This is a genomic window from Neoroseomonas eburnea (assembly GCF_018129005.1).
GTDB classification, from domain to species: domain Bacteria; phylum Pseudomonadota; class Alphaproteobacteria; order Acetobacterales; family Acetobacteraceae; genus Neoroseomonas; species Neoroseomonas eburnea.
The window spans coordinates 1-12,432 of the sequence record NZ_JAAEDL010000013.1 but is presented as its reverse complement, the minus strand read 5'-3'; the positions used below and the strand labels follow the sequence as shown (position 1 = coordinate 12,432).

12 protein-coding genes are annotated in these 12,432 nt (G+C 71.9%); 5 read left to right on the top strand and 7 right to left on the bottom strand.

What is annotated here, in order from left to right:
* Positions 1 to 34: 34 nt before the first annotated feature.
* A complete protein-coding gene (gene ggt, locus GXW74_RS14075; RefSeq protein ID WP_211847156.1) occupies positions 35 to 1,639 on the bottom strand; it encodes a gamma-glutamyltransferase in 1,605 nt (534 codons plus the stop codon).
* Positions 1,640 to 1,759: 120 nt separating this feature from the next.
* Between ggt and GXW74_RS14070 the strand changes: the two genes are divergently transcribed.
* Positions 1,760 to 2,101 (top strand): tRNA-binding protein, encoded by a 342-nt coding sequence (locus tag GXW74_RS14070; protein ID WP_211847155.1) that lies wholly within the window; start codon positions 1,760 to 1,762, stop codon positions 2,099 to 2,101.
* On the top strand, positions 2,101 to 2,577 hold the full coding sequence (gpt, locus tag GXW74_RS14065; RefSeq protein WP_211847154.1) for a xanthine phosphoribosyltransferase: 477 nt from the start codon (positions 2,101 to 2,103) through the stop codon (positions 2,575 to 2,577). The genes GXW74_RS14070 and gpt overlap by 1 nt, the downstream gene beginning before the upstream one ends.
* A 4-nt stretch (positions 2,578 to 2,581) precedes the next feature.
* Here the strand turns inward: gpt and GXW74_RS14060 are convergent, their stop codons facing one another.
* Complete coding sequence (locus GXW74_RS14060) at positions 2,582 to 3,880, bottom strand: hemolysin family protein (RefSeq protein WP_211847153.1); 1,299 nt, start codon at positions 3,878 to 3,880, stop codon at positions 2,582 to 2,584.
* A 347-nt stretch (positions 3,881 to 4,227) separates the two neighbouring features.
* Here GXW74_RS14060 and GXW74_RS14055 point away from each other — a divergent pair, with 347 nt between their 5' ends.
* The 3 genes from GXW74_RS14055 to GXW74_RS14045 all read left to right on the top strand — a co-directional run bounded on the left by GXW74_RS14055 (position 4,228) and on the right by GXW74_RS14045 (position 6,262).
* Positions 4,228 to 4,527 (top strand): hypothetical protein, encoded by a 300-nt coding sequence (locus tag GXW74_RS14055; protein ID WP_211847152.1) that lies wholly within the window; start codon positions 4,228 to 4,230, stop codon positions 4,525 to 4,527.
* A gap of 174 nt (positions 4,528 to 4,701) precedes the next feature.
* A complete protein-coding gene (locus GXW74_RS14050; protein WP_211847151.1) occupies positions 4,702 to 5,328 on the top strand; it encodes a bifunctional 4-hydroxy-2-oxoglutarate aldolase/2-dehydro-3-deoxy-phosphogluconate aldolase in 627 nt (208 codons plus the stop codon).
* Position 5,329: 1 nt separating this feature from the next.
* Positions 5,330 to 6,262, top strand: coding sequence for a sugar kinase (locus GXW74_RS14045; protein WP_211847150.1), 933 nt, complete (start codon positions 5,330 to 5,332; stop codon positions 6,260 to 6,262).
* On the opposite strand, the gene GXW74_RS14040 is transcribed toward GXW74_RS14045, so the two are convergent.
* The 5 genes from GXW74_RS14040 to GXW74_RS14020 all read right to left on the bottom strand — a co-directional run bounded on the left by GXW74_RS14040 (position 6,228) and on the right by GXW74_RS14020 (position 12,223).
* Positions 6,228 to 6,725: a hypothetical protein gene (locus GXW74_RS14040; RefSeq protein WP_211847149.1), complete on the bottom strand. Its 498-nt coding sequence runs from the start codon at positions 6,723 to 6,725 to the stop codon at positions 6,228 to 6,230. The genes GXW74_RS14045 and GXW74_RS14040 overlap by 35 nt on opposite strands.
* A 108-nt stretch (positions 6,726 to 6,833) precedes the next feature.
* On the bottom strand, positions 6,834 to 8,615 hold the full coding sequence (recJ, locus tag GXW74_RS14035; RefSeq protein WP_211847148.1) for a single-stranded-DNA-specific exonuclease RecJ: 1,782 nt from the start codon (positions 8,613 to 8,615) through the stop codon (positions 6,834 to 6,836).
* Positions 8,615 to 9,625 carry a class II fructose-bisphosphatase gene (glpX, locus tag GXW74_RS14030; RefSeq protein ID WP_211847147.1) on the bottom strand — a complete coding sequence of 337 codons (1,011 nt, stop codon included), beginning with the start codon at positions 9,623 to 9,625 and terminating at the stop codon, positions 8,615 to 8,617. Before glpX ends, recJ begins: the two co-directional genes overlap by 1 nt.
* A gap of 88 nt (positions 9,626 to 9,713) precedes the next feature.
* Positions 9,714 to 11,006: a homoserine dehydrogenase gene (locus GXW74_RS14025; protein WP_211847146.1), complete on the bottom strand. Its 1,293-nt coding sequence runs from the start codon at positions 11,004 to 11,006 to the stop codon at positions 9,714 to 9,716.
* A complete protein-coding gene (locus GXW74_RS14020) occupies positions 11,003 to 12,223 on the bottom strand; it encodes an LL-diaminopimelate aminotransferase (RefSeq protein WP_211847145.1) in 1,221 nt (406 codons plus the stop codon). Before GXW74_RS14020 ends, GXW74_RS14025 begins: the two co-directional genes overlap by 4 nt.
* Between the last annotated feature and the right edge of the window lie 209 nt (positions 12,224 to 12,432).

The window sequence follows — 12,432 nt, the reverse complement described above, 5'->3', positions numbered from 1 at the left end:
GCCGGGCGACAGGCCCGCCCGGCGTGCGGGGGCATCAATAGCCCATCGCGCAGCCGTCCTTGCGCGGATCGGACCCGCCCACAAGGCAACCATTCTTCCGGTCGATGAAGATCGCCTGGCCGCCGCCATGCGGCTTGTCGACCAGTTCGCAGACATGGCCGAGCCGGTTCAGCCGGTCCACCACCGAACCCGGGATGCCGCGTTCGATCTGCACCTTGCCGTCCTGCGGCATCAGGCGGGGCAGGTCGATCGCCTCCTGCACGTCGAGGCCGAACTCGAAATGGTTCGCCAGGAAAAGCGTCTGGCCGGTCGGCTGGAAGCGCCCGCCCATCACGCCATAGGGCATGATCGCCTGGCCGTCCTTCATCACCATGCCGGGAATGATGGTGTGCAGCGGCCGCTTGTAGGGCGCGATGCAGTTCGGATGGCCGTCCTGGATGCGGAAGCCGAAGCCGCGGTTCTGCAGCATGACGCCCGCCTTCTCGGCGAGGATGCCGGAGCCGAAGCCCTCGAACAGCGAGTTGATGAAGGAGCAGGCGTTGCCGTCCTTGTCGACGACGGAGAGGTAGACCGTGTCCTTGTGCTTGGCGAAGTCGCTCTCGCCCGCCGGCGGCAGCTCGGGCATCGCCGCGTCGTCGCGAATGAGGCCCGCCAGCCGCCCGAGATACTCGTCCGAGGTCAGCTTCGCGACCGGCACCTCCACCATCGACGGATCGGCGAGGAAGGCATCGCGGTCGCGATAGACCAGCCGCGCGGCCTCGATGTGGCGGTGCAGGCGCTCGGCCGAGAGCGGCCCCTGCTCCGGCGTCGGCAGCTTGCCGAGGATGCCGAGGATCTGCAGCACGTGCATCCCCGAACCGTTCGGCGGGCACTGGAACACCTCGACGTCGCGCCACTTGATGGAAATGGGCTCGACGAACTCGGCCACATCGGCGCCGCGGGCGAAGTCCTCCTCGGTGTGCAGGCCGCCGGCGGCGCGCAGCGTCGCGACCATGTCGGCGGCGACCTCGCCCTCGTAGAAGGCCTTCTTGCCGCGGGCTGCGATCGCGCGGAGCGTCCGTGCCAGTTCCGGCTGGGTGAAGCGGCTGCCCAGCGCCGGCGCCTCCCCGTCCCTCAGGAAGCGCCGCGCCGAGGCCGGGTGCTTGGACAGCTTGCCCACCGAGCCCTGCCAGTCACCGGCCACGCGCGGGGAAACGGCGAAGCCTTCCTCGGCATAGCCGATGGCGGCCTGCAGGATGCGGTCAAGGCCGAGCTTGCCATGCGTCCGGTTCAGCAATTCCCAGGCGCTGATGGCGCCGGGGATGGTCACCGAATGGGCCGAGGTATTGACCATCGCGGTCAGCCCGGCGGCGCGCAGCGCCTCCGGCGTCGCCGCCCCTGGCGCGCGGCCCGACCCGTTGATGGCGATGACCTTGGACGAGCCCGCCGGGACATAGAGGCAGAAGCAGTCGCCGCCGATGCCGGTGGACTGCGGCTCGATCACGCACTGTACCGCGCAGGCCGCGATGGCGGCATCGAGCGCATTGCCCCCCGCGCGCAGGATGTCGAGGGCGGCCAGCGTCGCCTGCGGCATCGAGGTCGCGGCCATGCCGTTGGTGCCATAGGCGGCGCTGCGGCCGGGCAAGTGGAAATCGCGCATCGCGGGTCCGTTTCCAGAGGTGTTGGCCCCCTCCATGCAACGCCCGCGCCCCGCAGGAAAGCCCCTCGGCCATGTCGAAGGGTGTTCCCAGGCCCCCGCGACCTGCTCTAGACGCTGCCCATGGACACCCCGGCCACCATCGAGGACTTCCTCCGCCTGGACATCCGCGTCGGCACGATCGTGGACGCCCAGCCCTTCCCGGAGGCCCGCAAGCCCTCCTTCCGCCTCTGGGTGGATTTCGGCGGGGCGCTGGGGGTGAAGCGCTCCGCGGCGCAGGTCACCGCGCACTACGCGCCGGACCGCCTGATCGGCCGGCAGGTGATGGCGGTGGTGAATTTCCCGCCGCGGCGCATCGCCGGCTTCGACAGCGAGGTGCTGACCCTCGGCGTGCCGGACGAGAACGGCGAGGTGGTGCTGCTCAGGCCCGACATGCGGGTGCCCGATGGGGGAAAGATGTACTGATGGCGGAGCGCTACTACACGGTCACCTGGGACCAGCTTCACCGCGACAGCAAGGCGCTCGCCTGGCGGCTGCTGGAGAAGGGCCCCTGGGCCGGGATCGTCGCCATCACCCGAGGCGGCCTGATCCCGGCGGCGATCATCGCCCGCGAGCTCGACTGCCGGCTGATCGAGAGCGTCTCCATCCTCACCTATGACGAGGAGGCGCGCGGCGAGCCGCGCGTCGCCAAGCCGCCCGCCGCGGCCGGCGACGGCACCGGCTGGCTGATCGTGGACGACCTGGTGGACACCGGCACCACCGCCCGCGTCATCCGCGCCCTGCTGCCCCGGGCGCATTTCGCCACCGTCTACGCCAAGCCCGCCGGCAAGCCGGTGGTGGACACCTTCATCACCGAGGTGTCCCAGGACACCTGGATCCTGTTCCCCTGGGACACCGAGCCGCAATTCATCGCGCCGATCGCCAAGACCGCCGCGAAGTGACGGCTCACGCCACGGCTTCCTCGCGGCTCGCCAGCACCTTGTCGACGCGGCGGCCATCCATGTCGACGACCTCGAAGCGCCAGCCGGCCCAGACGATGCGGTCGCCTTCCTTCGGCACCCGCTTGAGCAGCGCCAGCATCAGCCCCGCCACCGTGTGGTAGGTGCCGGCGCCCGGCAGTTCCGGCAGTTCCAGGCGCGCGCGCAGCTCATCCGACGGCATGGACCCGTCCAGCAGCAGCGAGCCGTCGGCCCGTTCCACCGCCACGCCGTCGGCAGCCGGCTCGGGCGGGCCGAGATCCCCGACGATCGCCTCCAGCAGGTCGGAGGCGGTGACGACGCCCTCGAAGGACCCGTACTCGTCCATCACCAGCGCCATGCCGAGCCGGTCGCCGCGCAGCCGCTCCAGCGCATCCAGCGCGGTCAGGGTGTCCGGCAGCACCAGGGGCTGGCGCAGCGCGGCGGCGATCGACATCGGCCCGCCTTCCAGCATCTGGTCGAGCAGGTCCTTGGCCGCCACCACGCCGACCACGTTGTCCACCCGGCCATCGGCGACGACGAAGCGGGTCACGGTGCTGGCGCGCAGCCGGGCGGCGATGTCCGCCGGCGTGTCGGAGCGGTCGAGCCAGGCAAGGTCGTTTCTCGGCGTCATCAGCGCGCGCACCGGCTTGTCCGCCAGGCGGAGCACGCGCTCGATCATGTGGCGCTCCTCGGTCTCCAGCGCGCCGGCCTGGGCGCCCTCGGCGACCACGGCCTTGACCTCCTCCTCCGTCACCGACTGCTCCCCGGGCACGGCCGGGCCGAACAAGCGCAGGACGAAGGCCGAGGACTTGCCGAGCACCCAGACGACGGGCGCGGAGACCCGCGCCAGCGAGGCGAGCGGGCGGGAAACCACCACGGCCACCCGTTCCGGGTTGCGCAAGGCGACCTGCTTCGGGACCAGCTCGCCGAGGATCAGGCTCAGATAGGTGATCACGATGACCACCAGCGCGAAGCTCGCCTCGCCCCCATAGGGCGCGATGCCCGGGATGGCGTCGAGCGCCGCGCCGAGGGTCCCCGACAGTCGCGCGCCGCCGAAGGCGCCGGCGACGATGCCGACCAGGGTGATGCCGACCTGCACGGTGGGCAGGAAGCGCTGCGGGTCGTCGGCCAGGGCGAGCGCCGCGGCGGCCCCCAGGCTGCCGCGGCGTTCCAGGGCGATCAGGCGCGACCGCCGCGAGGAGACGATGGCGAGTTCGCTCATGGCGAAAGCGCCGTTCAACAGCACGAGCAGCAGAATGACGCCGATCTCGAGGATCAGGCCCATGGGGTAGCACCTCCGACCTGCCTCATAGAGGATCGGGCGGAGGCTTGGAATTCTCGCTGCCGCGTGTGGCGGCACCGCGGCCTTCGCGGTCGGGCGTGAGAAGCGCCACCAGGGATTGTGGTCATCGAGCCTCGCGCGCCACAAGATGGCCTTGACGCTCTCTTCCAGGCTGGGATCTTTTTACTGCAGTATATTGATATTATGCTAATTTTGGGCTGGAGCCTCGGTCGGGCCGCGATCTCGGCCATTCGCGTTTTTTCGCGACAATTGGACAAAACCGAGACTTTTTTCTCGCCTCACCGGGGAAGATTCCCTAAGAAGTGGTTAACGCGTTCCGCTGAGGCCACATGTCCGCAGTCGATCCCAGCCACGAACCCGCAACCTCGGCGAGCATCGCCAGCTTCCCGCTGCGCCCCGAGGATCGTCTCCGCCTGGCGCTGCGACGCCTGGATGAGGCCATAGGCGAGCAGGCCACCGCCACCGCCGGCCTGCGCCAGGCCATCGGCGACCTTTCCCGCACGATGTCACGCCTCGGGGACAGCGTCGTCGGCTATCGCGGCGCCCTCGACAGCACCGCCGCCGAAATCGAGCGCGCCCTCGCCGCCGCCCGCACCCTGCAAGCCACCGCCGACCGCATGGCGGTCTGATAGCGGCCAGGCTTTCGGCCGGGCGCGCATCGGGACCGTTGCCGCCTGCACCGCGCCCGCGCGCGCCGCCCGATCGACACGCCGGAACCGGAACGGATCGCGCGCGACCCGGCCTCCGCCCTTGCCTCCCGCGCCCCGTGCCCCGAGCATGGCGCCGCCAGGACCGAGGCCGCCATGCACACGCTGATTCCCCGCCTGAGGGAGGCCCGCATCATCCCGGTGGTGCGCGCCTCCTCCGCAGCCCGCGCCGCCACCGCCGTCGCCTGGCTGCAGGAAGCCGGGCTGCGTGTCTTCGAAATCACCATGACGGTCCCGGAGGCGCCGGCGCTGATCCGCGCCCTGGCCTCCGAGCCCGAACTCCTCGTCGGTGCAGGCACGGTGCCCGATGCCCGGACGGCCGAAGCCTGCCTCGAGGCCGGGGCGCGCTTCATCGTCGCGCCCTGGGTGGACCCCGCCCTCTCCGCCACGGTGCAGGAGGCCGGCGCCTGCCTGATGCTCGGCGCGATGACGCCGACCGAGGTGCGCGCCGCCCTCGCGGCGGGCGCCGACGTGGTGAAGATCTTCCCTGCCGCTTCGGCTGGGGGGCCGGCGCATATCAAGGCGCTGCGCGCGGTCTTCCCCGATGTCGCCTTCTGCCCGACCGGCGGCGTGGATGCCCGCAACACCCCCGACTACTTGGCGGCCGGCGCCGCCTTCGTCGGCATCGGCGGCAAGCTGGTGGACGAGGCCCTGGTCGCCGCCGGGGACCGTGCGGCGGTGCAGAAGGCGGCCGAGGAAGCGCTCGGCATCATGAGGGCCTGACATGCCGGACCTCCTCTGCATGGGCGAACCCATGCTGGAATTCAACCAGCAGCCGGCCGGGCCGGATGGCAGGCGGCTGTATCTCGAAGGCCATGGCGGGGACACCTCCAACGCCGCCATCGCCGCGGCACGGTCGGGCGCCTCGGTCGGCTACGTCACCGCGATCGGGCACGACACGCCGGGTGAGAGCTTCATGGCGCTTTGGGCAAGGGAGGGAGTGGACACCACGACCGTCATCCGCCGCACCGAGGCACCGACCGGCATCTACTTCGTCAGCCACGACGCCGCCGGCCACCACTTCACCTTCTACCGGACCGGCAGCGCCGCCGCGCGCTACCGGCCGGAGGAGGTGCCGGAGGCGGCGATCCGCGCCGCGCGCATCCTGCACCTCTCGGGCATCAGCCAGGCGATCTCGGACAGCGCCTGCGACGCCGCCTTCCGCGCCATCGAGCTGGCGCGCGAGGCGGGGGTGAAGGTTTCCTACGACACCAACCTGCGGCTGCGCCTGTGGCCGGCGGCACGGGCGGCGGCGGTGATCCACGCCACCATCGGCATGGCCGATATCGCCCTGCCTTCGCTCGACGACGCAACCGCGCTGACCGGGCTGACCAATGCCGATGCCGTGGCGGATTGCTACCTGCGCCTCTGCCCGCTGGTGCTGGTGAAATGCGGCGCGGCCGGCTGCCTGGTGGCGACGCGAGCGGGCCGCACGCGCATCCCGGCGCACCGCGTCGCGGCGGTGGACGCGACCGGCGCGGGGGACACCTTTGCCGGCGCCTTCCTCGCGCGCAGCCTGGCGGGCGACCCGCCGGAGGAAGCAGCGCGCTACGCCAATGCCGCCGCCGCGCTGTCCACCACCGGCTACGGCGCGGTCGCGCCCATCCCGCGCGAGGCCGAGGTCAGAGCGCTGCTGCGCGCACCGGCATCGCCGTGACGACGTCGCGGACGGTCGCGTCGTAGACGCGATGGACGGCGGCTTCGAGGCCGCGGCGGATGACGTATTCGCGCACCAGCCCGCCGCCGATCGCGCCCGCGATCCCGCCGGTCAGGGCCTGGATGGCCTGCGAGAAATACACCGCGTAGGCGGCGTCGACCACGAGCCCGCCGGCGAAGCTGACGAACTGCTCGCCGACCCAGCGATCGAAGCCCGGGCCGCGCTCGGCCACCGCCGGCAGGTAGCGCGCGGTCATCGCCACCTCCAGCACGGCCTTGCCGTCGACATGCACGGGCGAGACGCGGGCCAGCAGCCACTCGCCCCAGTCCACCGTGCCGTCGCGGTTGCCGTCCTGGTCCTCGTAGAAGGCGACGACCACCGCGGCCTCGCCGTCGATGAAGCCGACCGCCCCGATCGCGCGTCCGGCCGGGCCGGGCACCAGCACCCACTCGATCCTGTCCATCATCCGCTCCCCGCCGCGCATCGTCGCCGGCATGCGGATGGGCGCATCGCCGATTCCGATCGCGCGGGCCTTGCGCCATCGCAATCGGTTCGACGCAGCACCTGCGGATCAGGCCGGCGCCGCGTCCACCACCTGCAGGGAGGCCGTGACCTCCCCGTTCCAATGCTCGGCCCGCAGATGCCCGCAGAGATGCAGCGGCAGCCGGTCCGCGGCCAGCAGCGCCTGCGCGAGCGGGCCGTCCTTGGCGCGGAAGCAGATGGTCTTGAGCCGCCCGCCGCCCTCGCCTTCGACGATGGCGCGCACCGTCGCGCCCTCCTTGCCGACGCGGTCGGCCTTGACCACGCGGGCGCGCTGGATGGCGAAGATCGGTTCCTCATTGCCGGGACCGAAGGGGGCGAGGCGCGCCACCTCCTTCGCCAGTTCCGCCTGGGCGGCGATGACGTTGAGCGTGCCTTCCACCAGCAGGTCGGCCGCGGCGGGCAGCAGGGCGGCGTGGCGCAGCCGGTCCTCGAGGAAGGCATGCACCTCCTCATGCCGGCCGGCGCGGAAGGAGAAGCCGGCCGCCATGGCGTGGCCGCCGCCGGTCTCGAGCAGCCCCGACTGGCGCGCCGCGATCACCGCCGCGCCGAGATCGACCCCCGGCACGGAGCGCCCGGACCCCTTGGCGAGGCCGTCCGCCAACCCGGCGACGCAGGTCGGGCGGTTGAACCTCTCCTTCATGCGGCCGGCGACGATGCCGACGACACCCGGGTGCCAGCCCTCTCCCACCAGCAGCAGCACCGCGCGGCCGGCGGCGGCCTGGGCCTCGGCCATGGCGTGGGCGGCGGCGAGGACCTCGCCCTCCACCTCCTGCCGGCGGCGGTTCACCGCATCGAGCTTCTCGGCGATGGCGCGCGCCTCGACCGGATCCTCGCAGAGCAGCAGCCGGAGGCCGAGATCCGGCTCCCCGATGCGCCCCGAGGCGTTGATCCGCGGCCCCAGCAGGAAGCCGAGCGTATGCGCCGTGGGCGCATCGCGCGCCGCGGTGACGTCGAGCAGCGCGGCGACCCCCGCCCTGCCCCGCCGGCCCATCACCTTCAACCCCTGCGCCACCAGGGCTCGGTTGAAGCCGGTGAGCGGCATCACGTCGCAGACGGTCGCCAGCGCCACCAGGTCGAGCAGGCCGAGCAGGTCGGGCTCCGGCCGGCGCCCGAACCAGCCCGCCTTGCGCAGCACGCGCACCGTCGCCGCCGCCGCCAGGAAGGCGACCGCCGCGGCGCAGACATCGTGCAGGCCGGAGCCGCAATCGAGCCGGTTCGGGTTCACCGCCGCGAGGATGCGCGGCAACGGCCCCTCCGCCTTGTGATGGTCGAGCACCACGACGTCGGCATGGCCCTCGGCGGCGGCGAGCGCCTCCACCGCGGCGATGCCGCAATCCACGCAGACGATCAGCGAGGCGCCGCGCTCGCACAGCGCCGCGATGGCGGGTGCGTTGGGGCCGTAGCCTTCCTTCAGCCGGTCAGGCACATAGGGTGTCACCTCGCAGCCGAGGTCGCGCAGGAAGCGCGACATCAGGGCGCCGGAACAGGCGCCGTCCACGTCATAGTCGCCGAAGACCGCGACATGCTCGCCGCTGCGCACCGCCGCAGCCAGCCGGTCGGCCGCCGCGTCCATGTCCGTCAGCGCCGAGGGGTCCGGCATCAGCGCGCGGAGCGTCGGCTCCAGGTACTGGGCGGCGTGGTCGAGCCCGATGCCGCGCGCGGCGAGCAGCCGGCCCACCATCTCCGGCAGGCCGAGGCGCTGGGCGATGCCGAGCCCGGTGCGCGGATCGGCCGGCCGCCACATCCAGCGGCGGCCGGTGACGCTCCGCGCGACGCCAAGGACCGGGGCGTCAGCCCCTGCGCCGTCCATCAGGCGACGAAGGCGGAAGGCTTGCGCGCGAAATTGTGGTGGCCCTCCACATAGCGGACGGTGCCGGACTTCGAGCGCATGACGATCGAATGCGTGTAGGCCCCGCCGGCGAAGCGCCGCACGCCGCGCAGCATGGCGCCGGAGGTCACGCCGGTCGCGGCGAACATCACGTCGCCCCGGGCCATGTCCTCGACGCCGTAGATGCGGTTCGGGTCGGTCACGCCCATCGTGGCGGCGCGGGCGATCTGCTCCTCGTTCTCGAACATCAGCCGGCCCTGCATCTGGCCGCCGATGCAGCGCAGCGCGGCCGCCGCCAGCACGCCTTCCGGCGCGCCGCCCGAACCCATGTAGATATCGATGCCGGCATCGCGCTGGCTGACATTGATCACGCCCGCCACGTCGCCGTCGCCGATCAGGCTGATGCGCGCGCCGACGGCGCGACAAGCCTTGATCATGTCCTTGTGGCGGTCGCGATCGAGGGTGCAGACCATCAGGTCGCTGATGTCGCACTTCTTGGCGCGGGCGAGCTCGCGCAGGTTCTCCTCCGGCGATGCGTCGAGGTTGACCACGCCGTCCGGCAGGCCGGGGCCGACCGCGATCTTGTCCATGTAGATGTCGGGGGCGTGCAGGAAGCCGCCCTTTTCCGCCAGCGCCACCGTCGCGATGGCATTCGGCCCGCCCTTGGCGGTGATCGAGGTGCCTTCGAGCGGATCGACGGCGATATCGACCTCGGGCCCGCCGCCGGTGCGTGCATAGAGGCCAACCCTCTCGCCGATGTAGAGCATCGGCGCCTCGTCCATCTCGCCTTCGCCGATGACGACGGTGCCGGTGATGGCGACGGTGTCGAAGGCCTTGCGCATCGCCTCGACCGCCGCGCCGTCGGCGGCGTTCTTGTCGCCCCGGCCGATCCAGCGGGAGGCGGCAAGCGCTGCGGCCTCGGTGACGCGCACCAGTTCCAGGGCCAGGTTGCGATCGACGACCATCCCGGGCGGGGCTGCGGTCTCGGGCATGGGGGCTTCCTCCAGCGAATCCTGACCAGTCTATACCAGCGCCTGGATTCGCGCGCCCAGGGGGTGATGCCCCCTGCCCGCCCGGATGCTACAGCGCCTCGATCCGGATCAGCCCCGGCTTCTCCACCACGGCATCGAGTGCGGCGATGCGCGCCAGTGCGGCCCGCACCGAGGCCTCGCTCGTCTCATGCGTGGTGAGCACCACCGGCACCGCCTCGCCCGGCGCGCGGCCGCGCTGGAGCATGGATTCGAGGCTGATCGCGTGGTCGCGCAGCACGCCCGTCACATCGGCGATCACGCCCGGCCGGTCGACCACCATCAGGCGCAGGTAGTAGGCGCCGGTGTGCCGGTCCATCGGCAGCGAAGGCTCGGGCTTCAGCGCGCTGGTCGCCGCCCCCCAGACCGGGGTGAAGCGCCCGCGCGCGATGTCCACCAGGTCCGCCACCACGGCCGAGGCGGTCGGCCCCGCCCCGGCGCCGCGCCCTTCCATCATCACCCGGCCGACGAAGTCGCCTTCCGCCACCACCGCGTTGAACACGCCATCGACGCGGGCGATCGGCGCGCCGGCGGGCACCATGCAGGGGTGCACGCGGGTCGAGATGCCGCCTTCCTCCCGCTTGGCGATGCCGAGCAGCTTGATCCGGTAGCCGAGTTCCTCCGCCAGCGCGATGTCGAGCGCGCTGACGTCGCGGATGCCCTCGACATGCACGGCGGAGAAATCCACCGGCCGCCCGAAGGCGAGCGCCGCCAGGATCGCGAGCTTGTGCGCCGCGTCGATGCCGTCGATGTCGAAGGAGGGATCGGCCTCGGCGTAGCCGAGCCTCTGCGCCTCGTGCAGCACCTCGGCGAATTCCCGCCGCTCCGTGCGCATCGTGGTCAGGATGTAGTTGCAGGTGCCGTTCAGGATGCCGGCGACGCGCTGGATGCGGTTGGCGGCAAGGCCCTCGCGCACCGCCTTGATCGCCGGGATGCCGCCGGCGACCGCGGCCTCGAAGGCGAGTGCGACGCCCCGGGCCTCCGATGCCTCGGCGAGTGCCGCGCCATGCACGGCGAGCAGCGCCTTGTTGGCGGTGACCACGTGCTTGCCGGCGGCGATGGCGGCTTCGACCAGCGCCTTGGCGGCACCGTCGGAGCCACCGATGCATTCCACCACCACCTCGACCTGCGGGTCGGCGGCGAGCGCGACGGGATCCTCGTACCAGCGCAGGCCCGAGAGCGGGATGCCGCGGTCCCGCGCGCGGTCGCGCGCCGAGACCGCCGTCACGGCGATCGGCCGGCCGGCGCGCGCGGCGATGATGTCCGCATTCGCGCGCAGCACGTTGACGACCCCGGCGCCGACCGTTCCCAGGCCGGCGACCGCAATGGCAAGCGGACGGTTCATGCGTTGGTCAGTTCCTGCTGCACGTCGGCCGGCGCGGCATTGTCGCCGGCGAGGAAGGACTTGATGCCGCGCAGCGCCTGGCGGATGCGGTGGCTGTTCTCCACCAGCGCGATGCGCACGTGCTCGTCGCCGTATTCGCCGAAGCCGAGGCCAGGGGCGACGGCGACCTTCGCCTTCTCGAGCAGCAGCTTGGAGAAGCCGACCGAGCCGAGATGGCGGAAACGCTCCGGAATGGGCGCCCAGAGGAACATCGAGGCCTCCGGCGCCGGCACGTCCCAGCCCGCGGCCCTGAGGCCCTTCACCAGCACCTCGCGGCGGTCCCTGTAGAGGACGCGCATCTCCTCGATGCAGTCCTGCGGCCCGTTCAGCGCGGCGGTGGCCGCGACCTGGATCGGCGTGAAGGCGCCGTAGTCGAGGTAGGACTTCACCCGCGCAAGCGCCGCGATCAGCCGCGGGTTGCCCGCCGCGAAGCCCATGCGCCAGCCCGGCATGTTGTAGGTCTTGGACATCGAGGTGAATTCCACCGTGATGTCCTTCGCCCCCGGCACCTCAAGCACGGAGGGCGGCGGCGTGGCGCCGAAATAGAGTTCCGCGTAGGCGAGGTCCGAGAGGATGAAGAGTTCGTGCCGCCGGCAGAGCGCCACGAGTTCGCGGTAGAACTCGATGGGTGCGACGAGCGCGGTCGGGTTCGATGGGAAGTTGACGATCACGGCGGTCGGCTTCGGCACGGAATGCCGCACCGCGCGGTCGATCGCCGCCAGCATCGAATCGTCCGGCGTGTAGGGGATCGAGCGCACCGAGGCGCCGGCGATGATGAAGCCGAACTGGTGGATGGGATAGGACGGATTCGGCACCAGGATGGTGTCGCCCGGGCTCGATATGGCCTGCGCGAGGTTCGCGAGACCCTCCTTCGAGCCCAGCGTCGCGACGACCTCGGTCTCCGGGTCGAGCTTCACGCCGAAGCGGCGGGCGTAGTAGCCGGCCAGCGCCTTGCGCAGGCCGGGGATGCCCTTCGAGACGGAATAGCGGTGCGTGCGCGGGTCCTGCACCGCCTCGATCAGCTTGGCGACGATGTGGGGCGGCGTCGGGCTGTCCGGGTTGCCCATGCCGAGGTCCACGATGTCCTCCGCGGCCGCGCGCGCCTTCGCCTTCGCCGCGTTGACCTCGGCGAAGACATAGGGCGGCAGGCGGCGGATGCGGTGGAAGTCCTCGGTCATGCTCGGGGTCCGTGGGTGAGAGGGGCGCGGACCATAGAGCAACCGCCGGCCGCTGTGTATCGCCGCCTTCAGCGGCGCGGCGGGGCGAGCAGTTCGGCCGGCGGCGGAGGCGGCGGGCCGGCGCCCGGGGCGAGGAGTTCGGCCGGCGGCGGGGGCGGCGGGGCCTCGTCCATCTGCGGCAGCGCACGCGGCGCCGGCGCCGGCGTGGC